Genomic DNA, 26,596 nt, shown 5'->3' on the forward strand with positions numbered 1-26,596 from the left:
CCAGCGCGGCTACTGGCAGCTCTGCTGCTCCATACCATACTGCTTTAGCTGGTCGCAGGTGAGCTGCGGCACGTACAGGCTTTGCCTGGCCCAGGCCACCAGATCGGGCGCGCGGTCGAAGCGCCAGAAGCGCACGGTGCTGTCACTCGCGGCCGAAATGACGCTGCGGTCGTCGGCGCTGAAGGCCACTTTGCGCACCGGCCGGGTGTGGCGGCTAAACTGCCGAACCGGCTGCTGCTGCTGCAGATCCCAGATAAACACATTCACATCGACGGCCGCAGCGGCGTAGCGGCCATCGTGGCTGAGCGCCACCGCCGCCACCTCGGAAGACTGCTTCGGCGACTGCCAGAGCGGCTGGCCGCTCGCCACGTCCCACAGCACCAGCGTGCCATCCTTCGAGCCCGACACCGCCCTGGTGCCGTCGGCGCTGAGCGCCAGCGCGTTGACGGTAGAGGCGTGAGCTGGCGCGAAATCGCGCACGCGCGCGCCCGTGTCGATATTCCACAGGCTTATGCCCGCGCCCGAGGCCACCAGCACCTGCTTGCCGTCAGGCACAACCTGCAGCACGTTCACGCTATCGGTGAGGCCGAGGAACTGGCGGATCAGCGTGCTATTCTCGACATCCCAGAGCATGAGCATGGTGTTGGTGAGCGCCGGGTTGGCCTTCAGATCGAGGTCGACCGGGATCAGCGAGCCGACGATCGCGCGCTTGCTGTCGGGCAGAAACGCCACGGCATTGACGCCAAACGTTTCGGTGATTGTGTCGGAGCGCAGGATGCGAACCAGGCTGCCGGTGCGCGCGTCGGCCAGCGCCAGCGTGCCATCGTGCTTGTCGCCGCCGGCCAGGATGTACTTGCCGTCGGGGCTGAACGCCACAGCCTTCGAGCCACGGGTCTGGTAGGATTGATCGAAGAGCTGCTTGCCGGTGCGCGCATCCCACAGCACGGCGTGGGCGCCATTGCTCGAGTCGGCGGTGCCGCCGAGAACGAACTGGTTGTCGGGGCTAAACGCGACATCAAGCAGCTGGCCCGGCCCCTTGAGCACCGGCCCTTCGACGTGATTGTTAAGCGACCAGAGCCGGAGCGTGCCATCGGCCGAGCACGAGATGATCTGCTTGGGATTCTGCGGATTCAGGCCGACCTCGCGGATATAGCCGCCGTGGCCGCGCAGCTGGCTGGCGATCGAGCCGCTCTTGATATCCCAGAGGATGATCGTGTTGTCGGCTGACGACGAGAGCATCTGCTTGCCGTCGGGCGTGACGGTGATGTCGTACACCAGCTTGGTGTGGCCTTTATAGAGCTGTGCGGGCTGGTCGCAGAGTGTTGGCGAGGGCGCAGCGCAGCTGAAATCCCAGCGCGCCAGCACGCCACTTTCGCCGCCGGCCACCACGCCGCTGTCGTCGGGCAGAATAGCCACGCCGCGCTGCTCGTTGCGGCCGTCTTTCGGCTCGAAGCGCTTGAGCGGCTGGGCGCTATCGACATCCCAGAGGATCAAGCTGCCGTCTTGCGAGGCCGACACCGCGCGCTTGCCGTCGGAAGTGAAGGCGACATTGTTCACCTCCTGGGTATGGCCTTCGTACACGCGCGCTGGCGTGGTGCAGGTGTCGGTGCCTGCGCCGGCGCAATCGATATCCCAGAGCTGCAGCGTCGACTCGGCCGAGGCGACCATGAACTGGTTGCTATTCGGGCGCAGCGCGAGGCCTTTAACCTCTTTCAGCTCGCCGGTAGACGAGACATAGGTGCGCAGGCGCTTGCCGGTGGCGACATCCCAGAGCATGATTGTGCCGTCGGTCGAGCCCGAAAGCACGCGCTTGCCGTCGGGCAGAAACACGGCCTGGCGAATATCGAGGGTATGGCCGGCGAGGCGTTGCAGCTCCTTGCCAGTTGCCAGATCCCACACGATCACCAGGTGGTCGTCGCGGCCGCCCGACACGGCCATGGTGCCGTCGGGGCTAAAAGCGACGGTATTGACGATACCTTTGTGGCCCTTGGCTGGCCCACCCGGCCGCGGGTAGACGTTCAGCGTGGTTGCCGAGCCGATCGCGTCGGCGAGGGTGCGCTCGGCGAACGGCAGCGGGCTGGGCTTATCGGCGGCCAGCAGCGCCAGCTGAAGCGCCTGATCGGGGTTGCCGCGCGAAAGCTCGGCCTGTGCCGCATACGAAAGCGTGAGATCGCGCGAGACATCGGCGCTCTGGTTGGCGCGCACGGCCTCGCGCTGGGCGATAGCCTGGGCGGTGGCAGCCGTGTCGGCGTTCGCCTGCGCCTCCTGCGCCTTCGCGTCCGCCCGCGCCGCATTCGCCTCCGCCAGCCCCCGCTGCCCAAACGCATACACCGCCAGCACCACCCCCAGCACCGCCGCTGCCCCCGCCACCCCCACCAGCCCCCGCAAGAACCCCCGCGACCGCGCCTCCAGCCGCGCCTCCCGCAACGCCCGCTCCTCCTCTCCCGCCCGCTCCTCCTCCCGCGCCGCCACGCTCGCCGCCAGGTACTCCCGCTCCTCCTCGTTCAACCCCAGGTGCGTCTCCGCTGCCCACCCCGCCAGCTGCTCCAGCCGCGCCCCCCGCGCCAGAAAGCTCCGCTCCTTCCCGCTCCCCGCCCACTCCCCCGCCGCCGCTCCCAGCCGCCGCTGCACCCGCACGTCCTCCCGGCTCGCCTCCAGCCACCCCCGCAGCCGCCCCCACGTCCGCAGCAGCGCCTCGTGCGCCACCTCCACCGTCGGCGCTCGCGTCTCCGGGTCGTGATCCCCCGTCAGCAGCCGGTACCCGCTGTACGCCTCCAGCACCTCCTCCAGCACCTTCGCCTCTCCCCCCGTCCCCGCCAGCTCGCTCCGCCGCACCCGCCGCCGCGTGTCCTCCACTCCCTCCCCCAGCGTCACCAGCCGCAGAAACACCTGCCGCGCCGCCTCCTGCCCCGCCGCGCTCAGCCCCCCGTAGATCTCCTCCGCCCGCCGCCCCAGCGCTCCCACCACCCCCCCGCTCGCCGCGTACCCCTCCAGCGTCAGCGTCCGCCCGTTCCGCCGCGCAAACACCTCCGTCAGCGCGTACTGCAGCAGCGGCAGCGCCCCCGGCTGCTCGCCCACGTCGCTCACGATCGCCTCCACCAGCTCCCCCTCCACCCGCACCCCCACCCGCTCCGCCGGCCCCACAATCGCCGCCCGCAGCTCCTCCTCCGCCAGCGGCACCACCACCTCCGTCCGCTCCCGCATCAGCCCGCTGAACCCCGCATACCGCAGCGGCCGGTCGTAGAAGTCCGCCCGCAGCGTCACCACCACCCGCACCCGGCTGTACGGGTCGCTCACCGTCCGCAGCAGCAGCCCCAGCACGTGCGCCCGCACCCCCTCGTCCTCCACCAGCGTGAACAGCTCCTCGAACTGGTCCAGCACCAGCACCACCTCGGTCTCGTCCCCGCCCGGCACCACCTGGTCCACCACCCGCAGCAGCCCCTGCGCGTCCAGCGCCAGCGGCTCCAGCAGGTCGCCCGGCGGGTTCACGGCGATGCGCAGCAGCGCCTGCGCCAGCTGCTGCAGCGGCTGCGCGCCGGGGAAGCACTCCAGCACGAACCAGCGCTCCGAGCCCGGCAGCGCGCCGCGCTTGAGCGCGGGGACGAGCCCGGCGCGCACCACCGAGGACTTGCCCGAGCCCGACGGCCCGACCACCGCGAGGAAGCGCGCGTACTCGCCGGTTTCGCGCAGGCGCTCGAGCAAGCGCTCGACGAGGGTCTCGCGGCCGAAGAACTCGGCGGCGTCGGCCTCCTGGAAGGCGCGCAAGCCCTTGTAGGGGTTGTCGAGCGGCGTGGGCGGGACGAGCGGCGCGGGGATCTGCAGCAGCGCGGTCTCGTAGCTGGTGCGGCGGGGTGTGGGCGAGGGCGTGGCGCCGTGGGCGCCGGCAGGCCAGGCGGTGGTGGTGGCGGCGGCGCCGAGGGCGCGCTTGAGCTCGGCGATGAGGGTGGGAACGTCGGGGTAGCGGTCGGCAGGGTTCTTGGCGGTGGCGGTGTGGATGACGGCGGTGACGGCGGGGGGCAGGTCGGGGCGGTGGAGGGCGAGCGGGGGCATGGGGTCGTGGACGTGCTTGAACATAAGCGCGATGGGGGTGGGCGCCTGGAAGGGCAGCTGGCCGGTGAGGATCTCGTAGAGCATGACGCCAAAGCTGTAGATATCGGTCTGGGGGGTGATGGCGGCGGCGCGGACCTGCTCGGGGGAGATGTAGGCGGGGGCGCCGACGACGCTGGTCTGGTCGGTCTGGTAGGGGGAGAGCTGCTTGCCGAGGTCTTTGGCGATGCCGAAGTCGGCGAGGTAGGCGTTGCCGTCGTCGTCGAGGAGGATGTTGGCGGGCTTGAGGTCGCGGTGGATGACGCCGCGGCGGTGGGCGGCGGCGAGCGCCCCGCCGACCTGGTCGAGCAGGCGCAGCAGCTGGGTAGTATCCATGGGGCCGCGCGACAGCGCATCGTGGAGGCTGCCGCCGCGGAGGAAGCGCATGACCAGGAAGGCGCCGGAGGGGTCGCGCCAGTAGTCGTAGAGCGGGACGATGTAGGGATGTTCGAGGCGGGCGACGAGCTGGGCCTCGCTTTCGAAGCGGCGGATGAACTCGGGGCGGTTGGCGTGCTGGGGGAGAATGATCTTGATGGCGACGTCGCGGCCGACCTGGGGCTGCCAGGCGCGGAAGACGAGGCCGTAGCCGCCTTCGCCGAGCGGCGCGCGCAGCTCGTAGCCTTTGATCGTCTGCTCAATACCCGCGTCGATCATATCTCCTCCAGGCCCGCACGTCTTCTTGCGCCCCGAAGACTCCAGGCGATAATGCATGTTTCATTTGACTTGACGCAGCGGCGCGATAGGCCGCACCCGTACAGTGGCAAGCTAGAATCCTCTGCATTGAAGCATGCCGATTCTTGCAATATATACAAGTGAACGTTGTGAGTAGTGATTTTGCACGTATCGGCCTCTCGCGGCGGGCGAGCTATGGCCGCTGAGCGCCGCCGCCGGCTCTTTCCGGGCAGCAGCAGGCGCCACTAGGCAGCAATGGTGTCGGGTAAGCGCACGGCGATGATACACGATCTGCGGCGAATAATCTAGTGTTTCGGGGCCGGGGCAGCGCGGGATGCGCTGTGCCACAGCGCCGAGCACGCGCGCAGACGGCAGTTTCGGGCGGCGGCGGCACCGTGCCGCGCAAGCTACGAGCGCGCATCGTAAACACCTACGCGGATGAAACTTTACACATCGTCGTCGTTTCAGTACTTCTTTCCTAGTTATATGGCTTGATCAGTGTGATAGAATAGGCCAACAGTAGACCCCATAATAGTATTATTCTCTGACGTTTGCATCAGGAGAGGAGCGTCCTCATGATCCGCACCCGCCGCACTCTTGCCTGGTCGCTCATTCTTGCGCTGCTATGCGCATCGCTCACGATCGCTCAGCGACCACCGAGCGCGCGTGCGGCCGCCAACACCTATGTCGTCGACAACGCCAGCGACACCGACCTCACCGGCGCGGCGTGCAACAGCGGCGTCGCCGACGACTGCTCGCTGCGCCAGGCGATCAAGCTTGCGAACGCCGACAGCGGCTCGAGCGAGATCGACTTCGACATCCCGGCCGACGAGAACAACCCGCTGTACGGCTACAACCAGTCTACCGGCCGCTGGACGATCGTGCCGCAAAGCTCGCTGCCAGCGCTGAGCGCGGGCAGCACCACGATCAAGGGCCGCAACGACAACGCCGTCGGCACGCCGCGCATCGTGATCGACGGCTCGGGCCTGGCTGGCGGCGGCGTAGGGATCCGGCTCAACTCCTCGAGCAACGTCATTTTGAACCTGATCATCGGCGGGTTTGGCGGATCGTCGACGGCCGGCATTGGCATCCGTATCGACGGCCCGAACACGGCCAACAACCAGGTATACGGCAACTACATCGGCAACTTCCCAGGCGGGGCCACGCTGCCGAACGCCTACGCCGGCGTGCAGATCGACAACAACGCCCACGACAACACGATCGGCATCGGCAGCAGCCCCGGCGAGCGCAATGTGATCGCCGGCAACAGCGGCGACGGCATCCGGCTGCAAAATGCGGCGAACAACAAGATCTACGGTAACTACATCGGCCTGGGCCTGAACGCAAACTTCAGCACCATGCTGCTGCCGAACAGCGCCAATGGTATTGAGATCATCGACAGCAGCGGCAACCAGGTAGGCGGTATCCAGAGCACGCAGCGCAATGTCGTATCGGGCAACGCCGGCGACGGGATTGTGCTGACGGGCGACGCCTCGGCGAACAACCAGATCGCCGGCAACTACATCGGCACCAACGAGATCGGCTCGACCGACCAGGGCAACAGCGGCAACGGCGTGCGCATCGCCAGCGGCGCGAACAACAACGCCGTGTTCGGCAGCGCTGGCGTCAGCACCGTGATCAGCGGCAACGGCGGCTACGGCGTGCTGCTCACCGACGCGAACACCAGTGGCAACCAGGTGTACAACGCCTACATCGGCATCAGCGCCGGCGGCAGCACCGCGCGGCCGAACGACCAGGGCGGCGTGTTTGTGCGCGACAACGCCAGCAACAACCGCATCGGCCTGCCCGGCCAGGGCAACACGATCGCCGGCAACACCGGCTATGGCGTGGCATTCGGCCGCACGGCTGCGGGCTACACCGCGATCTACTCGAACACCGTAGCCGGCAACCTGATCGGCCTGAGCGCGCTTGGCACCAGCGTTGTGAGCAACACGCTCGGCGGCGTGCTGATCGGCAGCGGCGCCAACTACACCACGATCGGCGGCAGCATTGCCTCGGCACAGAATGTGATCGCCGGCAACAACGGCCCAGGCGTCAGCATTGGCGGGTCGTCGGTGTTCAGCAACACCGTGGCCGGCAATATCATCGGCCTGCGGCGCGGCGCGGCCAACGGCCCGTTCACCAGCGCGGCCGGCAACGCCGGCGATGGCGTGCTGATCAACAACGGCGCACAGTACACCCGCGTGGGCGGCAGCAGCGCCGAGGCCAACACGATCGGCGCGAACACCGGCAGCGGCGTGCACGTGGCCGGCGCCACCACCAAGCCGACTACGATCAAAGCGAACTATATTGGCGTGGCCTTCAGCGCGAACGCATATACCGCCGCCGGCAATGCCGGCGACGGCGTGCTGGCCGACAATGGCGCGCAGCAGGTGGCGATCCTGAACAATGCGATCTCGCGCAATAGCGGCAAAGGCATCGCGCTCTCGCCGAACATCGCGGCGCCTGGCGGCAGCGCGGCCAACCCGAACCACGATATCGACCCACCGACGCATATTCGCCTGAACCAGAACGGCCAGCTGACCGGCCAGGTCGGCACCAAGGGCACCACCGACGCCTGCGTCACGCCCTGCACCATTCAGGTATTCACGGCCGACCCGAGCGCGCTCGACGGCCAGGGGCGCAGCTTCGTGGGCCAGCAGATCAGCTCGAACGGCTACTTCACCTTTACGCTCGCCAGCCTGCCCGGCCAGATCGCGCTGACCGCCACCGACAAAAACGGCAACACCTCGGAGTTCGCCGGGCTGACCACCCAGATCGGGCCGATCGACCTGCTCGACGCCGTGCCGAACGCCCAGAACGCCATCCCCGGCCAGGTAGTAACCTACACGCACCAGCTTGTCAATAATGGCTCGATCGACCTGGTCGACCTCAAGGTGAACGCGGTGTCGTCGCGCAAGCTGGCGGTGAAGACCGTGCCGCCGATCGGCACGCAATTCGCGCTGGCCGCCGGCCAGACCAAGCTGGTGACGGTGACGGTGACGCTGCCGCTCGGCCCCGACAAGCGCGTGCTGGCCGGCCCGCCGCCCGACGTCACCACGGTGAGCGTCAGCTCGACCAAGTACGTCACGGTGACCGACAGCGTGACCGACACCACCACGATCCTGCCGAAGTTCTTGCTCGACGTGACGCCCAAGACGCGCACCGGGCTAGGCGCGCCCGACTCGCCCAGCAGCATCGTGCGCTATGTGCACAAGCTCACGAACAATGGCAATGTCACGCGCACCGTCAACGTGCAGATCCGCACGGTGCGCGGCTGGCAGACCGAGGTGAACACTGACACGATCACGCTCGAGCCGGGCGACGACAAGGCCAAATTCCTGACGGTGAGCGTTACGATACCCTCGGGCACGCTGCAGGGCACCACCGAGACAACCTATGTCGACCTGAGCGTGCCGGACGAGCCATCGCAGAACCAGACGATCACCGACACCACGGTAGCCGACCTGACATCGAACGCGCTGCTGACGCACGACGGCGATGTCGACGGCGAGGCCGGCGCGGGCCAGAAGGCCACATTCTTCTACATCGTGGAGAACCGCAGCAACGGGCCGGCCACCTTCTCGCTCGAAGGATCGGGCGCGCTGGGCAGCAAGGTCACCTTCCGCCGCACCGACGGCGGCAGCTTTGGCGCGAACTACTCGTTCACCGTCGGCAACACGCCGGGCGCGAACACCATTCGCTTCGCGATGGAGGTGACGCTCGAACCCAAGCTGACGATCGGCACGACCGAAACCGTGACAGTGCTGCTGCTCGACAACCAGAGCCGCATCCGGCAAGCCGCGCAGAACCGCATCCTGATCAACAAGAACGAGATTGCGCCGCGGCAGTACATACCAATCGCATCGAGCTAGAGCGCCGCTAGGAAATCCGTGCCTCCGCGCGAACCGACACGCAGAGCGAGCCTGCGGTTGGCGCGGGGGCGCGGTGCAATCAGGTGCTGCCGCTGGCACACCAAAGGAGGAGCGCCGTGTCGCTTGTGTTCCGCCGCTTCGGCCTGCTGGCCGCTCTGGCGCTGCTGGCCGCGTTCGCGCCGATCGCCGGGCCGGCCGCCGCCGCCGGGCCGTACATCGTCACCAAAACCGCCGACACCAACGGCACGTGCGCCTCGGGCAGCAACTGCTCGCTGCGCGAGGCGATCAGCGCCGCCAATGCCGCGCCCGGCGAGATCCAGTTCAACATCCCGACCAACGACGCGGGCTACCAGGCGGCCGGGGGCTACTGGCGCATCACCGTGCAGGGCTCGGCGCTGCCCGCGCTGAGCGGCGGCGGCATCACGATCAACGGGTTGGGCGGCGATGGCAAGCCCAAGATCGAGATCAGCGGCGGCGGCGTGCTGGGGCGCCAGGGCCTGCTGATCACCTCGGCGAACAACACCGTCAAGGGCCTGATCATCAACAGCTTTATCGCCACGCCGCAGGGCGGCTATGGCATCTGGCTCAGCGGCGCCGCCGCCACCGGCAATACCATCACCCAGAACTACATTGGCACGAATGGCACCGGCAGCGCTGCGGCCGGCGGCAACGCCAGCAACAACACCGGCGGCGGCGTGGCGCTGCAGTTCGGCGCCAGCAATAACACGATCGACAATAATACGATCTCGGGCAATGGCGGCTACGGCGTGTACCTGTTCACGTCGGTGTTCTTCAGCACCACCGACCGGCAGACCGCCAACGTCATCAAGAACAACCGCATCGGCGTGAGCGCCGACGGCAGCTCGGCGATCGGCAACCGCAGCAGCGGCGTGTACGTAGGCGACAACTCGCCGGACACTCAGGTGGGGCCGGGGAATGTGATCAGCGGCAATGGCGCGGCCGGCGCCGACACCGTGTTTGGCGTGAACGTGGGCGGCTACCAGGGCAGCGACACCACCTACCTGAGCGGCACGCGCGTGATCGGCAACCGGATCGGCACAAACGCGGCAGGCACGGCTGCGCTGCCCAACGCCGGCGGCGGCGTGCTCGTCACTTCCTCCGACGCGACGGTGATCGGCGGGCCGAGCGGCAACCCGGCCACGCCCGGCGGCGATGGCAACCTGATCTCGGGCAACACCAACAGCGGCGTGCTGGTGAAAGACTCGCCGGCGTTTGGCTCGGGCACTACCAATATTCAGATCGAGAATAACTGGATCGGCCTCAACGCCAGCGGCACCGGCGCGCTGCCGAACACCGACGCGGGCGTGTACCTCTCGACCAGCGCGAATACGATCAAGATCGGGCCGAACAACAGCATCAGCGGCAACGCCACCGACGGCGTGCTGATCGAGGCCGAGGCCAACCGCAGCGGGCAGCCGGCGGTGCCGAACGCGCGCCAGGTGCGGCAGAATACGATCACCGGCAACTACATCGGCACCGACGCCAGCGGCAACGCGGCTGTGCCGAACGGGCGCTACGGCATACAGCTGCTCGGCGGCACGTTCGCGAACGTGCTCAGCAACAACCGCATCGCCAACAACCCCACCGGCGGCGTCTACCTGGCCGCCGACGCCGGCACGCCGCCGGCCGCGCCCACGCAGAACAAGATCAGCGGCAATACGATCAAGGCCAATGGCGCGGTGGGCATTACGCTCACGGCCGGCAGCAACAACAATATCGTCGGCCAGAGCGACGCGGGCGCCGGCAATACGATCGAAAGCCACAGCAGCAGCGGCGTCGAGATCCAGAGCAGCGGCAACACGCTGAAGGCCAACGAGGTGCGCCTGAACCAGATCGGCATCACGATCAACGGCGCGGCGAATAATACGATCGGCGGCGCCACGGCGGCCGAGGGCAACGTGCTGCACAACAACACGCTGCACGGCATCTTCATCAACGGCTCTGGCGCCACCGGCAACCGCGTCAGCCACACCACGACCTACGCCAATGGCGGCAAGGGCATCGCGCTCGCGAGCGGCGGCAACGCGCCGATCGTAGGCGCGACGATCAGCGCCACGCCGCCGTCGAGCGGCTTCACGCTCAGCGGCACGGTGAGCGGCTGCGCCGCGCCGGGCTGCACCGTCGAGATCTTCACCGACGACAGCCCGCCAGGCGACGAAGGGCCGGCGTTCCTGGCCAGCACGCAGCCGGGCAACGGCGGCGCCTTCAGCGTCGACATCAGCGGCTGCAAGCACTACCTGATCTTTACGCTCAGCGATGCCGCCAACAACACCTCGGAGTTCATCGGCGCCACCGGCACTATCGCGCAGTGCGTGCCGTCGGCGCCGGGCGTGCAGATCACGACTGCCGACCCGCAGCCGCCGCGCAGCGTGTCGCCGGGCGCCACGACGATCTACACCCACACCGTGACGAATATCGGCAGCGGCACGGGCGCAGTGACGGTTGATCTCAGCCAGTCGCCCAACAGCTGGGCCACGCTGATCAACAACGACTGCGCCGGCAAGACGCTCGCGCCGCAGGCCAGCTGCACTTTCGCGCTGCAGGTGAGCGTGCCGGCGAACGCGCAGGCCGGCGACTTCAACCAGAGCACGATCACCGTATCGATCGGCGCCGCCAGCAAGCAGCAGGTCGACCGCACCAATGTGCTCTCGCAGGCCGGGCTGACGTTCACGCCCTACCCAACCCCCGGCTCGAACGCCAAGACCACCGTGCCGGGCCAGCCGGTGAGCTACCAGCACCAGCTGACCAACACCGGCAACGGCCCCGACAGCTTCACCATCATCGCCGCGCCGCCGGCCGGCTGGGGCTACGCGCTCGCGCCCACGAGCGTGAGCAACCTGCAGCCCAATGCCTCGGCGCTCGTCACGCTGGTGCTGACGCCAACCAACGGCATCAGCAGCCCGCCCGACTACGAGGCGACGGTGACGGCAAGCTCGGTGGCGAACCCAAGCGCGTCGGCCAGCATCACCGACACCACGACGATCACCTCGTCGGCGGTGCCCGAGATCACTGGCAGCCTGGTGACGCCGCCGAGCGTCGACCCTGGCGCGCAGGTAGATGTGGCCTACACCGTGAAGAATGCCGGTAACCTGAGCGGCACGTTCGATCTGCAGCTCGCGCCGCCGGCCGGCTGGAGCGTGCTGGTGCCGATCTCGAGCACGGTGGCGCTCACGACCGGCGCGAGCATTGTGGTAAGCGCCACGCTGCAGGTGCCGCAGGGCGCGCTGGGCGGCGCGTACCCGGTGAAGCTCACCGCGACCGACCAGGCCAACCCCGGCGCGAGCGCCAGCCTGGCGGCGATCGTAAACGTGAACAAGCGGGCCGCGCTGACGCTCGGCCCCGACATCGACGACCCGACCCCGCGCGCGCCGGGCCAGGTGGTGACGTACACCGCGACGCTGCAGAACGCCGGCAACTTCACCGACACCGTAAGCCTGGCGGCGAGCAGCTCGCGCGGCTGGCCGCTGCAGATCACGCCATCGGCGCCGGCGGTCGGCCCCGGCGCGAGCCAGCCGATCACGATCGCGCTGAGCATCCCGCCGGGCCAGCCCGCGCTGCCGGCCAATATCGCCACGATCACCGCCACCTCGTCGCTGCCGTCGGTGCAGGCGAGCATGCAGATCACCACGACGCTGGCGGCGGTGGCGGCGGCCGACCTGACGCCCGACACGCAGACGCAGCAGCTGATCGACACCAAGCCGGTGACGTTCAGCTTCACGCTGCGCAACACCGGCAGCATCACGCAATCGTACGCGCTCGACGCGGCGAACGTGCCGGCCGGCTGGCAGAGCACGCTCGCGCCAACCGAAACCCAGGTGCTTCAGCCAAACGAGACCGTGAGCGTAACTCTGGTGCTGAGCGCGCCGGCCGGCCAGCCGAACGGCCAGCAGTTCACCATTCTGGTGAACGCCAGCTGCCGCGAGAATAGCTGCGGTGGCGACAGCGCGCAGGCGATCGTGCGAACCGGGCCACCGGTGCAGATCGGCGGCACCTGCGACGTATCGGCACGGCCGGGCGCAACCGTGACCTGCCTGCACCAGCTGACCAACAGCAGCGGCGTGACCGACACCTTCGTGCTCACGCCGATCTCGCTGCTGGGCTGGCGCGCCACGCTCTCGCCGCAGATCGTGGTGCTAGGGCCGGGCGCCACGCGCAGCTTCACCGCCACCACCACTGTGCCGCCGGCCACGGCGGCCGGGGTGGCCGAGCGCCTGAAGATCAGCGCGAAGTCGACGGGGGCGCCCGGCACGGTGCGCGAGGTGGTCGACACGATCACCGTGCTGCAGTTCGCGCGGCTGAGCTTTGTGGCCAGCCAGGGCCGGCCGCTGGTGCCGGGGCAGACGCTGACCTTCCGGCACCAGCTGGTGAACACCGGCAACAACAACGACGCGTTCACGATCACCACCACCCAGCAGCTCAACTGGAACGTGACCGTAACGCCGACGACCACGGCCGCGCTGGCGCCGGGCTTCACCTACCCGGTGACGGTGATCGTGGAGGTGCCGAACGGCACCGCAGTGACAACCGTCAACAGCATCACAGTGCGCGCCACGTCGGTATTTTCGCCCACCGTGTACGACGAAGTTGTCGATATCGTCGGGGTGCAGCGCGCGCCCTCGACGCTGATGTATTTCCCGATCGCGCAGCAGTAGCGCGCGAGACTCGATATATTTAGCTGGCAGGCTCGGTACTCTGTAAACAACGTTACCTTGTATTTCATTGGCATGTTGTGCGAAGCGAACCATCTCGATGCGGAATCGGCGATGTTCCATCGAGATGGTTCGCTGCGATCACCATGACACTGATATGCGAGGAAACCTCGTTGACTGAGTACTCAGCCTTCGGATGCAGAAGCAAGAATGAAGATACTACTGCTGCACGGCCCAAACCTGAACATGCTCGGCCGGCGCGAGCCGGCGATCTACGGCCACACCACGCTGGCGCAGATCGACGCGGCGGTGCGCGAGCGTGCCGAGTCGGCCGGCGCCACGCTGCTGGCGCTGCAATCGAACCACGAGGGCGCGCTGATCGACTTCATCCAGGCCGAGGGCTGGGATGCCGACGGGGTTATCATCAACCCCGGCGCGCTGACGCACTATGGGCTGGCGCTGCGCGACGCGCTGGCGAGCCTGAGCGCGCCGATCGTCGAGGTGCACCTGTCGAACGTGTATAAGCGCGAGGCATTCAGGCACACCTCGGTGGTGGCGCCAGTGGCCAGCGGCCAGATCGCCGGGCTGGGCTGGCGCGGCTACCTGCTGGCGCTGGAGTGGCTGCTGGCCGAGCGCTAGGCCGGCACCAGCGCGCGCGCGGCCCAATCGCCGAACTGCTCGTCCGGCGCGCGCTCGCGCCGCCACTGGTCGAGCGCTTCGGCAAGCACGTCGGCCAGCACATTGGCGCGCACATTCTCGCGGTACAGCCGGGCCAGGCGCGTGCCGGCGAAGCTGCCGCCGACGTACACATTGTACAGGTTCAGGCTGCGGCCGACGATGCCGATCTCGGCTGTGGGCGGGCGCGAGCAGGCATTCGGGCAGCCGCTCATGCGGATCCACACGCGCTCGCCGCCGTAGCCGCGCTGCTCAAGCTCGCCGATCAGGTCGGGCAGGTAGCGCTCGCTCTCGGCCACCGCCAGCCCGCAGGTGGGCATGGCCGGGCAGGCCATGGCGTAGCGCCGCAGCGCGCTCAGCGGGTCGCAGCCGATCAGCAGGCCGTAGGCGCTGAGCATTGCGTCGACGCGCGCCTTCTGCGCCGGCTCGATATTCGCCAGGATCAGGTTCTGCTGCGCTGTCAGGCGGATCTCGGGCCGCGCCTTCTCGATCACCGCGCGCAGCCCGGCCTTCAGCTGCTCTTTGATGCGCCCGTTCTCGACCCACACGCCCACCAGCCAGCGGCCGTCGGCCTGGCGCTGCCAGCCCAGGTGATCGTGCGCCTGGTACTGCGGCACGTCGGCGGGCGGCGCTAGCGGCGCGCCCAGGCGCGCGGCCAGCTCGTCGCGGAACCACTGCACGCCGCGCTCTTCGAGCACATACTTCAGGCGCGCATGGCGGCGGTTGGTGCGGTCGCCCTCGTCGCGGTAGATCGCCGAGGCGGCCTCGATCGCGCGCATGGCGTCGGCGGGCGCGAGAAAGCCAACGCGATCGGCCAGGCGCGGGAAGGTTTCGGCCTTGCCGTGGGTGCTGCCCAGGCCGCCGCCGGCCAGCAAATTAAAGCCGCGCAGCGCGCCGTCGGCCGCCAGCACCGCTTCGAGCGCCAGGTCGTGGGTGAAAATATCGACGCAGTTATCGTGCGGTAGGCCGATCGCCATCTTGTGCTTGCGCGGCATGTAGGTGGGGCCGTAGAACGCCTCGTCGCGCTTCGGCTGCACCTGCACGCGCGTACCGTCGACCAGCACTTTTTCGCCGTCGAGCCAGAACTCGTAGTATGCCGTCGACTCGGGCATGAAGCGGTCGCTGATCTGTCTGGCCAGCGCCTGGTAGTCGTAGCTGTGGCCGGGCAGCAGGTCGGCCACCGGGCAGGCCATGAAGTTGCGCGCTACGTCGCCGCAGCCGCCGTAGGTGGTAACCCAGCGCTCGTTCAGGGCCTTGATCAGCGGCTTCATGTTCGCCTTACCGACGCCGTGGAACTGGAAATCCTGGCGCGTGGTGATGCGCAGGGTGTTGTTGGCGTATGCCGAGGCCAGCTCGTCGGCCAGCAGGTACTGCTCGGCGGTGAGGCGACCGCCGGGGAACTTGGTGCGCACCATAAACGACCAGGCGCGGCCGAGGCCCTGCTGCTTGCGCTCGCGGCGGCTGTCGCGATCGTCCTGCTGGTACGAGCCGTGGAACTTCAGCAGCTGGTGGGCATCTTCCGAAATATGATCGGTCGACAGGTCGGCCAGCTCGTCGAGCAGGAAACCGCCCAGGCCGTCGCTGATCTGCTTCAGGTGCTCGACGTGCGCGAGCGGTTTTGAAGACTCAGGCTGAGAATCGACAGACATCGTCATCTCCATGTTTCACTGTAGCTATTCACCACCAAGGCACCAAGACACCAAGAATAGAAACATACATAGGAGCTACGCACGTGCGTGATTCGGCTTCCTCACGGTACGAGATTGAGCCTGCGACAGCATGGTACGTGTTGCTCTTCTGTGTGCGATTTCCCGCGCTCCGCGCAGAAAACCGCACACGATACGGAGCATAGCACTGCTCTGCCCAAGGCGGAAGGCGCCAACTGCGTAGGTCCTAATAAACCTTGGAGCCTTGGTGTCTTGGTGGTTCCAAAATCTACAGGTAGCCCAGCTCGCGCAGCGCCGCCAGAATGCGCCCGGCGCTCGCTTCGGGTGTTTCCTGGTCGGTATGCACCACCAGCTCGGGATCGATCGGCGGCTCGTAGGGGTCGTCGATGCCGGTGAAGCCCTTCAGCTCGCCGGCCAGCGCTTTCTTGTAGAGCCCCTTGGTATCGCGGGCGATCGCCACCTCGAGTGGCACCTCGACGTACACCTCGAAGAAGCGGCCGGCGTGGCGCTCGCGCACCTCGTCGCGCACGGCGCGGTAGGGCGAGATCGCCGCGGCGATCGCGAACACGCCGTTGCGCGAGAGCACCTCGCACACCCAGCCGATCCGGCGGATGTTGATGTCGCGGTCTTCCTTCGAGAAGCCCAGGCCCTTGCTCAGGTGCGTGCGCACCACGTCGCCGTCGAGCACTTCGACTTTTTGGCCCGCAGCGCGCAGCTCGCGCTCGAGAATGGCCGAGATCGTCGATTTTCCGGCGCCAGACAGGCCGGTGAACCAGATGGTAAGGCCAGTTGTCATGTTGTTCCTTTTAGGAGTTACGCACGTGCGTGCTTCGGCTTCCTGACGGTACGAGATTGAGCCTGCGGCAGCATGGTACGTGTTGATCTTCTGTGTGTGGTTTTTCCGCACGGAGCGCGGAACAACCGCACACGCTACTGAGAAGAGTCGCGAGGCGCGCGGCCTGCCGGCAGGCGGCTTGGCACGGCCGCGCCCACACATCGATGCGCGAGCCTACACTGCGCGCATGGCGTCGATCAGCACGCGGGCCACTTCGGGCCGGGTGAACTCGGGCGGCGGCAGCGTGCCGGCGCGCAGCAGCTCGCGCACGCGGGTGCCGCTGAGCACCAGGTGATGCTCGCTGGTATGCGGGCAGGTGCGCGTCGAGGCGATATTGCCGCAGGTTTTGCAGAAAAAGGTGTGCTCGAACTTGAGCGGCGTGATCGCCAGATCGCCCGGCTCGAGCGTATCGAACAGCCGCTGGGCATCGTAGGTGCCGTAGTAGCTGCCCACGCCCGCGTGGTCGCGCCCGACGATGAAATGCGTGCAGCCGTAGTTCTGGCGCGAGATCGCGTGCAGCAGCGCCTCGCGCGGGCCGGCGTAGCGCATGGCCGCCGGGTAGGCCGCCAGCAGCACGCGCTCGCGCGGGTAGTATCCCTCCAGCAGCACCTCGTACGAGCGCACGCGCGTCGCGGCGGGCACGTCGTCGTCCTTGGTGGCGCCGACGAGCGGGTGTAGCAGCAGGCCATCGACCAGCTCAAGCGCGGCCTTCTGGAGGTACTCGTGGGCGCGGTGCACGGGGTTGCGCGTCTGGAAGCCGACGATCGTGCGCCAGCCGCGCTCGGCGAAGATCGCGCGCGTGGCGCTCGGCGCAAACGCCAGGCTGGGGAACGAGCTGCGCGGCAGATCGAGCAGCCAGACATCGCCGGCCAGCAGCACCGGCCCCTGGGCATACAGACGGGCCACGCCGGGGTGCTCGGCCGCAGTGGTGCGGTACACCTGCTCGGCCTCGCGGCGGGCGTCGTAGCCGAAGCGCTCGCGCAGCTCGAGCAGGCCCACCAGCGCGCCGTCGGCGCTGTAGAGGCCCACGGGCTGGCCTTCGCGCAGCATGTCGGCGCGGCTCTCGCTCACCGGCAGCGTGATCGGGATGGGCCACAGCGTGCCGTTCGAGAGGCGCATCTCGCTCACCACGCGCTCGTAGTCGGCGTGGCCGAGAAAGCCGGTGAGCGGACTGTAGGCGCCGCTGGCGATCATCTCAAGGTCGGCCAGGGCCACCTCGCTGAGCGTGACGCGCGGCGCCGACTGGGCAATTGCGCGCGCTTCGGCCGCGGCCGCGCCGCTGAGCACGCGATCGACGAGGGTTGAGCCATGGGGTTGGATGGGATTGTGGGATGGCATACTGCTCCTTCAAACACTACGAACGATATTCTCGCCGGGCGCCAGATGCCAGGCGCGGCGGCAGGCCAGCTCACCTGGCGGCCAGAAGCGGCGAGCGCTCGGCAATTCGGGCATCGGGCAGGGATCGAGCGTATTTTAACCGAAGTTTACAAATGGATGCCGCATTCGACCTTATCGAAGCCGGCCCAGCGCCCGGCCCGTGCGTCGCCGGCAGCAGACTGGCGGGTGCAGGGCGTGCAGCCAATGCTGGGGTAGCCCGCGTCGAGCAGCGGGTTGTAGGGCACATTGTTCGCGTGGACATACCGCCACACATCGCGCTCGCTCCAGAAGGCCAGCGGGCTGAGCTTCAGCAGCTCGTGGCGGCTGCTCCACTGCACCAGCTCGGTGGTAGCGCGCGTGCTCGACTGATCGCGCCTGATGCCGCTGAGCCAGGCGTCGTAGGGCCGCAGCGCCTCGGCCAGCGGCGCGACCTTGCGAATAGCGCAGCAGCGGTCGGGGTTGCGCTCGTACAGGCGCGGGCCTTCGGCCTGGGCCTGCTGCTCAAGCGTCAGCGCCGGCCGGCGGCGCTCGATCCGCACGCCATAGCGCTGTGCGGCGGCCTGGGCCAGCGCGTAGGTTTCGGGGAACAGCAGGTCGGTGTCGAGAAAGAGCACCGGCGTGCCATGCCCCAGGCGCGCCACCATATCGAGCAGCACCATGCCCGAGGCGCCGCCGAAGCTACACGTGAGCACCAGCTGGCGGCCGAATGTCTGCGCCGCCCAGTCGATCAGATCCTCAGGCGCGCGCCCGCGAAAGGCGTTGTTCAACGCCCGCAGCTCCGCCTCAGTCCACTCCAGCGCCGGCGCACCTCGCGCATTCGTCTTGAACATGGCCGCGTACCTTTCGCATAAAAAACGAGCACGGCGATGCTGCTGGCTCGCTGTGCCCGTGCGGCGACGCACCCTGACTTCAGATTGGTTCCAAAACGGTGACAAAGCAATCCTAAATTATTTGATCTGATTTGTCAAGTAACATATAATTGCCAGCGCCATGAGCAACACCAATGGCCCTGCGGGGTATGCGGCGATCCTCACCAACCTGGAACATGCACGCTGCGTGGTCGTCGGCGGCGGCGCGGTAGCCGAGCGCAAAGTGCGCGAGCTGCTGGCCGGCGGCGCGCGCCCGCTGGTGATCAGCCCAGCCCTCAGCGCGGCGCTGGCGAGCTGGCGCGACGCCGGGGCGATCGAGCACGCCGCGCGCCCGTATCGGCCTGGCGACCTCGCAGGCGCGTTTCTGGTGATCGCCGCCACCGACGACCGCGCCACAAACGCGGCGGTGGCGGCCGAGGCCGCCGGGATCTGCCCGCTAGTGAATATCGCCGACGCGCCAGACGAGGGTACAATGCACACGGCGGCGGTGGTACGGCGCGGCCAGCTGCTGCTGGCCGTATCGACGGGCGGCGCGGCCCCGGCGCTGGCGGCGCGGATCAGCCGCGAGCTGGCCGAGCGCTACGGCGAGGAGTACGCCGAGCTGCTGAGCCTGCTGGGGCGGCTGCGCGCCGGGGCCGCGCGCGAGCTGCCTGCGGCGCGGCGCGCGGCCCTGTGGCGGCGGCTGGTATCGGGCGACGAGCTGCTGGCGCGGCTGCGTGCCGGCGACAGCGCAGCGGCCGAGGCATACGCGCTCGCGCTGATCGGCGAGCTGTCGGCGCAAGCTAGTGGCGCGCCAGAATGATGTAGGAGTTACGCAATGACCCAGGGCTTTGTCTCGCTTGTTGGCGCAGGGCCAGGCGACCCCGATCTGATCACGGTGAAAGGGCTGCGGCGCCTGCGCGCGGCCGATGTGGTAGTGTACGACGCCCTGGCGAACCCCGAGCTGCTGCGCGAGTGCCGGGCCGACGCCGAGCTGATCGACGCTGGCAAGCGCGCCGGGCAGCCGCACCGCTCGCAGGCGGCGATCAACGCGCTGCTGATCGCGCACGCCCGGCGTGGCCGGCTCGTGGTGCGGCTGAAAGGCGGCGACCCGTTTGTGTTCGGGCGGGGCGGCGAAGAGGCCAGCGCGCTGGCCGAGGCCGGCGTGGCATGGGAGGTTGTGCCGGGTGTCAGCTCGGCGGTGGCGGCGCCGGCCTACGCCGGCATCCCGGTCACACACCGCGCCGTGGCCTCTTCGCTGGCGATCATCACCGGCCACGAAGATCCCGAGCGCTCGTCTACACGTATACACTGGCATGCGCTGGCTCAGGGCGTCGACACGCTGGTGTTCCTGATGGGCCTTGGCCGCCTGCCGACGATCGCGGCGCAGCTGATCGCCCACGGCCGCCCGGCCGATACGCCGGCCGCCGCGATCAGCTGCGGCAGCACCGCCGAGCAAGAGACCGTCGTGGCAACGCTGGCGACGATCGGCGAGGCGGCCGCGCGTGCCGGGCTGGCCGCGCCCGCGACCCTGGTGGTGGGCGAGGTTGTGCGCATGCGCGAGCAGCTGCGCTGGTTCGATACGCTGGAGCCGCTGGCCCAGCCGGCCAATGCTGTCTATGTTTTGCACGATTCCTAGACAGCAATTGAATCATTTACTGGTCGGTGATACAATACACCTGATCAGCAATACGCCGGAAGATACAAGGGCGCGGTATGGCGCGCCCGTACAGCGCCAAGCCGAAACGCCGAAAGGCGAAACGGCTGTTTGAAAAGGGCGATCTGGCGGCGCTTCGCAAGTCGCATCGTGCATCGAGAGAGCCGCCTGGGCAGAAACGGCAGAACATGCGAGCCCCATTCAAACAGATGAGCCAGCGTTCCGCTTCGGCCGCCGAGCAGCGCCGGCCCGAGGCCGACAGCGCGCGGGCAGTGCTGCTGATCGGCCACGGCAGCTTGCGGCCGGGCGCGGGCGCCGCGATGATCCGCCTGGTCGAGCGCGTACAGGCGGCCGGCGTCGCACCGATCGTCACCGCCGGGTTCTTGAACTACCGCCGGCCGACGTTTTCCGAGGCGCTGGCGCGCTGCATTCACGACGGCGCGCACGATGTGATCGTGCAGCCGTACTTTCTGGTGCCTGGGAAATTTGTTCAGAAGGATCTGCAGCGCCTGATCGAGACCGGGCGCCTGGCGCATCCGACGCTGTCGCTGCGCATGGCCCGGCCGTTGGGCGACCACCCGGCGCTGGCGCGGCTGGTGCTCAAGCGCGCGCTCGAAGCCGACTACCTGTTTGCCAACCCGCAGATCGCCAGCCAGGTGGGGCCGCGCTCGCTCGACGAGGGCGCCGACTGGCAGCCGCTCCACACGCGCCACCGCACCGGCCTGCTGATCATGGCCCACGGCAGCCCCGACGCGCAGGCAAACGAGCCGATCCACGTGATCGCGCGGCTGGCGCGCGCCAGCAGCCAGTATGTTGCGGTGACAGCCTGTTTCATGGATCTAAACCAGCCCAGCATCCCCGACGCCGCCGCCGCGATGATCCGGCGCGGGATCACGCATATCATCGCGGTGCCCTACTTCCTGCATCTCGGCAACCACGTGCGCGACGACCTGCCGGTCTTGATCGACGCGGCGCGCGCGCGCCACCCGCGCAGCACAATTATTCTGGCCGAGCACCTGGGCTTCGATCGGTCGATTGTGTCGGTGATCGCCGACCGGGTGGCCGAGGTTGCCTGGCAGCATCGCACCGTGCCGGCGCGCGCCTGAGGCGCCGGCCGCTCACCAGAAGTGCTCGTGCACGGCGCGGCCTTCTTCCTCGATCAGCGGGCCGCGCACCGCCACTACGCGCAGCCCGCGCGCAAACACCTCGCGGCAGGGTAGCAGCAACGCGTCGTTCGCCGGGCTGTGCTCGGTGAGCGCGAGCAGGCCCTGCTCGGACAGCGCGTACACCACCCGGCCGATCCCAGCCCAGTAGATCGCCCCCGCGCACATTGGGCACGGCTCGGTGCTGCTATACAGCGTGCTTCCCGCCAGCGCCGCGCGGTCGAGGCGCTGCGCGGCCAGCCGCACCAGGTTCAGCTCGGCATGCCCGGTGATGTCGCGCCCGGTCGCAACCGTGTTCTCGGCCTCGAGCAGCACGCGCCCATCCGCACCAACCAGCAGCGCGCCAAACGGGTGGTTGCCCCGGGCGCGCGCCTGGCGGGCCAGGTCGATCGCCGCGCGCAGATGCGGCAGATCAATATCATCCATAGGGTCGCTTCTTTCTCACGGCTCGCCAACGACTAGCTCGCTCGGGGTGCCATAGGCCGGCGGGGCATCGCCGAGGCGCGCAACCGGCGCGGGCACGCCAAAGCGGCCGGCATTGGCCAGGCGCAGCGTATATTCGAACTGCAGAATGCCGGGCGACAGCGCGGATTTCACCAGCGCCAGCCCGCCCGGCGCCGCCGACACCTGGTCGAACAGGCCGGACGGGGCCTGCACCACCACAGCCCCGGCGGGAATAGCTTCGTCGAGCGCGAGCCCGGCGCCGGCCAGCGTGCTCAGCAGGGTCAGGCGGGCGCGCACCAGCTGCCCCGCGCGCAGCTGGCCCACATCGAGCGGGCGGCCAGTCTGCGGGTCGAGGTACTCGCGCAGCAGCGCCAGGCCGTGGCCGGCTGGCCCGGCGGCAGGGGCAGGCAGGATCGGCTGGTCGAGCGGCATGGTCTGGAATGGCGCGCCGTCGATCCGCACGGCAATGCTTCCACTGGCGTTGGCGGCGCCAAGCACGCGCACGCGCCAGGCGAGCTGGCGTGTTTCGCCAGGGGCCACAGCCGCCTGCTGCACCGGCGAGGCGCCTGGCTGCAGCGCGAAGCCCTGCGCATCGAGCTGAGCCTCGACGGCGTGGGGCTGGGGGCCAGAGTTACTCAGCCGTGCCACCAGCAGCACTTCATCGCCCGCGCGCAGCACCGGCGGCACGATCACGCGCAGGTCGAGCGGCTGCGAGATCGCGAGGCTGGCCCGAGCCTCGCCGGCCCGCTCGGCGCTGGCGGCCCACGCCTGGGCAAACAAGGTGGCGGGCGCGCGCGGCAGCTGGAGCGTTACAGTGAGCAACCCGGTCGCGTCGGTGCGCAGCGCCGGGTTCCAGAAGCCCGCGCCCTCGGCCGGCTGCGCGGCCAGCGGCGAGCCGGCGCGCGCCGACTGCGCGACCAGCAGCTGCGCGGCAGCGCCCGGCGCCATGAGCAGCTGCGCGGCAAGCGGGCGGAAAGCCTCGGCGAGCGGGCTGGCGGCCACAGCGGGCTGGCCGCCGACCGCCAGCAGCACGTCGGCGGGCACGCCATTGCCGGCAGGATCGCTCGTGGTAATCGTGATAGTGGCGGTTGCGCCGGGCTGGTAGTCGTGCCGATCGGGCGTGATCGTCACACGCAGCGCGGCCTGGTCGTTCTCGATCGGCAGGATGGCGCTCGCGACCGGCAGCGGCGCGAGTGTCGCGGCGTCGTTGGGCCGCCGCGCGCGGGCGGCCACCATCGCCACCACCGGCAGCGCGGGCGCGTCGCCTGGCTCGACCGTCAGCGTCAGCGTTTCGCCGGCGCGCACGGTGCGCGCCAGCCCGGCCGGCCCGCCCGCGCCGCCGCGCGCAATCAGCACAGTCGCCGGGCTCTCGGCGCCGGCGAGCAGCAGCGTGGCGGTTTCGCCCGGCCGGTAGGCCGCCTTATCGGCCACCAGCAGCAGGCCGCCGCCCGGCAGCTCGCCCCAGCGCGCGAAGCCGGGCGCGCTGGCCCACAGCGACACCGCGCTATACACGGCGTTGTCGGCGCCCTCTGGCGTGCTGACGCGCAGCCGGTACATGCCGCCGCCCGGCAGCGTGATCGGCAGGCTCACCCGCCCGTCGGGGCCAGTCACTGCACTGCGGCTAAACGCGATCTGGTCGTTCGGCGCCCAGGCTGGCGCATCCGCCTGGGCTGGCTGGGCGGCGCGCTCCCAGCTGCGGCGGTATACCTCGATACGCAGCGGCGTGCGCGGCGCAGGCTGGCCGGCAGCATCGAGTGCCAGCAGGTCGACCGTGCCGGGCTGGCCGGCCGTGAAGATCCGGCTGAGCGGGCGCACGCCGGCCATGCGCCGCGCGGGGGCCACACGAAATTCGGCCTGGCCAGCCGCGCCCGACGCATCAGGGGCGCTCGCCTGAGCCACAAAGCGGTAGCGCAGCGGCACGTCGGCCAGGTCAAGGTCGGCCATGTCGATCTGCAGCCGCCCGTTCGCGTCGGTCTGCGACACGCCGGCCCGCGCCTGGGGAGCCAGCTGGGTGCGCTCGTCGTCGCCGAACACAAAGCCGTCGGTGGGAGGCGTGTCGTCGCGCGCGACGTCAAGCGTCCACGAGATCGTGGCGCCGGCCACCGGCAGGCCCTCGGCAGTAGCCAGGCTGATCGACACCGGCACGTCGTCGCCGCCGGTGAGCTGCGGCGGCGCGCGCACCTCCAGCCGCAGCGGCGTAGCTGGCCGGGGCCGCACCGCCAGATCCAGCTGCGAGGCGGCGCCGTCGGCCGTGGCGCTCAGGGTATACGCGCCGGGCACGGCATCCGGCGGCAGCGCCACCGTCGCGCTGAACGCGCCGGTGGGGCCGGGCTGGAGCGCGGCCTGGTACAGCCGGCCCATGCTGCCAGGGCCGCGCAGGCTCGCGCTCAGCGCTGGCGCTGCCCCGGCGGCGCGCACAAACCCGGCCAGCCGGATGGTGTCGCCAGGGTAGTAGGCCGGCCGGTCGGCGGCGAGGAACAGCCGCGCCGGGCGATCGGCGCGCGCGCGCAGATCAGCCGCAACCGCGCCGATCTGCGGGCCGCCGGCCAGCGCCACGTACGCAGCCGGGCCGCTGAGCGCGCCGAAGCGCGCGAGCCCCTGCGCGTCGGTCGTGGCCTGCTGCACCAGCGCGCCGCCTTGGTACAGCGCCACCGGCAGCCCGGCCAGCGGCGTGCCGGTGATAATGTCGGTGGCCCACACCAGCGCGGCGCCGGTATCGGCCGGCTGCACGAATTGCAGCGCCAGGCGCGCGCGCGACACCAGCAGCAGCACGTCGGCGCGCGGCCCCTCAAGCGTGCGTACGCGCAGGTAGTAGGCGCCGGCCGGCAGCGGCGCGCCGGCATCGGTGGCCAGCGGCAGGCGATCGTCGACCGGCGTATTCAGCGGGTCGCTCAGCGGCATGCGCCAGGCGCGCAGGCGCTTCTGGCCGTAGCGCTCGGGCTGAAACCCGGCCCAGTCGTCGTCGCTAAAGGCCAGCGCGCGCAGCAGCGCGGCATCGTCGAGCTGGTACAGCTCGATGTCGAGCGCCGACAGGTTGGTGCGCCGCAGCCGCAGCCCGGCCGGCGGGCCGCCCGGCGCGGCCTGCGCCACGTGCCCGGCCACGTCGGGCAGCTCGAGCGCCGGGCCGGCCGGGGCCGAAAGAAAGCGCATGCGGTATTCCTGGCCCAGCGCAATGCCGTTGCGATCGGCCAGGCTGGCCGGCAGCGTCAGCGTGTACACCGTGGCGGCGCGCAGGCTGGCGCCAATGCGCACCTCGGCGTCGCTGGCGCTGACGCGCAGGTCGCCGGCGGCCGGCTCGATCCGCAGCGCGGCGCGCACGGCAGCCGCGTCCATCGGCGTGTTGAACACCAGGCGGATCTCCTGGTCGGCCGGCAGCGTCTGGCCCTCGCCGGGGAAGCGCGCGCTGAGCGAGGGCTGCGGCGCGGTGGCGAAGCGCCAGCGCACCGGCTGGATCAGCGGCAGGTTGCCTTCGGCCGGCGCCGCGCCGGCCTGCAGCGTAGCGGTGTAGGTGGTGCCGGGGCGCAGCTGATCCGAGGGCGTGAGCGTGACCAGCTGCTGCCCGCCGGGCAGGCTCGCGGCCACGAGCGGGCCGCTGATGGCGGGCGAGAACACCAGCGTGGCGCGCAGCGCGTCGAGCGCCAGCGGCTGCGAGATCGTCAGGGCGATGGTGGCCTGCGGCGGCACCAGGCGCGCGCCATCGGCGGGCTGCAGGCCCAGCACGCGCGGGGCGGGCGTGCTGAAGCTCCAGCTGTACTCGCGCCCAAGCTGGCCGCCGCTCACATCCGCCAGCCCGGCGTCGAGCGTGGCGCGGTAGCGCGTGCCAGGCAGCAGCGGCGCGTCGGGGCGAAACAGCACGGTGGCCTGGTCGATCCAGGTGGCCCGGCCGGCGATCGGCGGGTCGAAGCGCAGCTCGGGCAGCGCGCGCGGCTCGCGCAGCGCGGCGGGGGGCACAATGGTGCGGCTGAAGGTGATGCCGATCGGGCTATCGAGCGGCACGTCGGCGGCGCCGTCGGGCGGCAGCGCGGCCACCACTGCCGGGGCCTGCGCGGTGCGGAAGCGCAGCCTGATCGGCTGGCCGAGCGGGTGGAAGCGCCAGCTCAGCGCGCCCTCGCCGACTGTCAGCTGGTACTCGGCGTCGGGGCTGAGCGCCTCGGTTGGCGAGATCGTGAGCGTGGTGCCCGCGGCGTCCCAGCCTGGCTCCCAGCGCAGCGTCGGGCTGATCTGCAGGGCCGCCACAACGCTCGGCGGGTTCATGGGCGTGTCGAACGTCAGCGCCAGCGGGGCGCGCAGCGCGACATTCGCGGCGCCATCGGGCGGCGCCACGGCGCGCAGCGACGGCGCCGAGCCGGTGAGCGGCAGCAGCGCACGCGCGCCGAGCAGCATGGCTGCCAGCACCACACAAACAACGAGCACTGCGGTCCACAGGCGACCAGCCCAGCGCAGGATGCGCACAAACGCTCCTTTGCGGTAAGCGCGCCTTGCGATACACCATGGCGACGCGCCATCACGACGGCCAGCGAACGCGAGCTAGTATAGCACGTGCGTCCAGGCGCGTAAATCGGCTCGGCAAGCGTGCCCATAGCGCTTATGCGCCCCGGCGCCGCCAGCTTTACGATTCGCCAATCTT

General features: G+C 69.4%; 13 protein-coding genes. 6 read left to right on the forward strand and 7 right to left on the reverse strand.

The window, feature by feature from the left end; genetic code table 11:
• Positions 1 to 9: 9 nt before the first annotated feature.
• Positions 10 to 4,740: a protein kinase domain-containing protein gene (locus tag U0177_RS14450; protein WP_409571345.1), complete on the reverse strand. Its 4,731-nt coding sequence runs from the start codon at positions 4,738 to 4,740 to the stop codon at positions 10 to 12.
• A 593-nt stretch (positions 4,741 to 5,333) separates the two neighbouring features.
• Here U0177_RS14450 and U0177_RS14455 point away from each other — a divergent pair.
• The 3 genes from U0177_RS14455 to aroQ all read left to right on the forward strand — a co-directional run bounded on the left by U0177_RS14455 (position 5,334) and on the right by aroQ (position 13,942).
• The gene (locus U0177_RS14455; RefSeq protein WP_409571346.1) at positions 5,334 to 8,633 is read left to right on the forward strand and encodes a beta strand repeat-containing protein; all 3,300 of its coding nucleotides are present in this window, start codon (positions 5,334 to 5,336) and stop codon (positions 8,631 to 8,633) included.
• Positions 8,634 to 8,749: 116 nt separating this feature from the next.
• Positions 8,750 to 13,306 (forward strand): beta strand repeat-containing protein, encoded by a 4,557-nt coding sequence (locus U0177_RS14460; protein WP_409571347.1) that lies wholly within the window; start codon positions 8,750 to 8,752, stop codon positions 13,304 to 13,306.
• Positions 13,307 to 13,513: 207 nt separating this feature from the next.
• Positions 13,514 to 13,942: a type II 3-dehydroquinate dehydratase gene (aroQ, locus tag U0177_RS14465; protein WP_409571348.1), complete on the forward strand. Its 429-nt coding sequence runs from the start codon at positions 13,514 to 13,516 to the stop codon at positions 13,940 to 13,942.
• Here the strand turns inward: aroQ and U0177_RS14470 are convergent.
• The 4 genes from U0177_RS14470 to U0177_RS14485 form a co-directional block, all read right to left on the reverse strand.
• Positions 13,939 to 15,627, reverse strand: a complete 1,689-nt coding sequence (locus tag U0177_RS14470; protein WP_409571349.1) for an NADPH-dependent assimilatory sulfite reductase hemoprotein subunit — start codon at positions 15,625 to 15,627, stop codon at positions 13,939 to 13,941. The genes aroQ and U0177_RS14470 overlap by 4 nt on opposite strands.
• 286 nt (positions 15,628 to 15,913) lie before the next feature.
• Positions 15,914 to 16,441: an adenylyl-sulfate kinase gene (gene cysC, locus U0177_RS14475; protein WP_409571350.1), complete on the reverse strand. Its 528-nt coding sequence runs from the start codon at positions 16,439 to 16,441 to the stop codon at positions 15,914 to 15,916.
• Between the two features lie 213 nt (positions 16,442 to 16,654).
• The gene (gene sat, locus U0177_RS14480) at positions 16,655 to 17,818 is read right to left on the reverse strand and encodes a sulfate adenylyltransferase (protein WP_409571351.1); all 1,164 of its coding nucleotides are present in this window, start codon (positions 17,816 to 17,818) and stop codon (positions 16,655 to 16,657) included.
• 146 nt (positions 17,819 to 17,964) lie between these two features.
• The gene (locus tag U0177_RS14485) at positions 17,965 to 18,687 is read right to left on the reverse strand and encodes a phosphoadenylyl-sulfate reductase (protein WP_409571352.1); all 723 of its coding nucleotides are present in this window, start codon (positions 18,685 to 18,687) and stop codon (positions 17,965 to 17,967) included.
• 160 nt (positions 18,688 to 18,847) lie between these two features.
• Here U0177_RS14485 and U0177_RS14490 point away from each other — a divergent pair, with 160 nt between their 5' ends.
• The 3 genes from U0177_RS14490 to U0177_RS14500 all read left to right on the forward strand — a co-directional run bounded on the left by U0177_RS14490 (position 18,848) and on the right by U0177_RS14500 (position 21,468).
• Entirely contained in the window at positions 18,848 to 19,528 is a 681-nt protein-coding gene (locus U0177_RS14490; protein ID WP_409571353.1) for a bifunctional precorrin-2 dehydrogenase/sirohydrochlorin ferrochelatase, read from the forward strand.
• A 15-nt stretch (positions 19,529 to 19,543) separates the two neighbouring features.
• Positions 19,544 to 20,344 carry a uroporphyrinogen-III C-methyltransferase gene (cobA, locus tag U0177_RS14495; RefSeq protein ID WP_409571354.1) on the forward strand — a complete coding sequence of 267 codons (801 nt, stop codon included), beginning with the start codon at positions 19,544 to 19,546 and terminating at the stop codon, positions 20,342 to 20,344.
• Between the two features lie 227 nt (positions 20,345 to 20,571).
• A complete protein-coding gene (locus U0177_RS14500) occupies positions 20,572 to 21,468 on the forward strand; it encodes a sirohydrochlorin chelatase (protein ID WP_409571355.1) in 897 nt (298 codons plus the stop codon).
• 12 nt (positions 21,469 to 21,480) lie between these two features.
• Here U0177_RS14500 and U0177_RS14505 read toward each other — a convergent pair whose 3' ends face one another.
• Both U0177_RS14505 and U0177_RS14510 read right to left on the reverse strand, forming a co-directional pair.
• On the reverse strand, positions 21,481 to 21,951 hold the full coding sequence (locus U0177_RS14505; RefSeq protein WP_409571356.1) for a nucleoside deaminase: 471 nt from the start codon (positions 21,949 to 21,951) through the stop codon (positions 21,481 to 21,483).
• A 15-nt stretch (positions 21,952 to 21,966) separates the two neighbouring features.
• Positions 21,967 to 26,421, reverse strand: a complete 4,455-nt coding sequence (locus tag U0177_RS14510; protein ID WP_409571357.1) for an Ig-like domain-containing protein — start codon at positions 26,419 to 26,421, stop codon at positions 21,967 to 21,969.
• Between the last annotated feature and the right edge of the window lie 175 nt (positions 26,422 to 26,596).

This window comes from Kouleothrix sp., assembly GCF_046328425.1.
In the GTDB taxonomy this organism is placed as follows: Bacteria; Chloroflexota; Chloroflexia; order Chloroflexales; family Roseiflexaceae; genus Kouleothrix.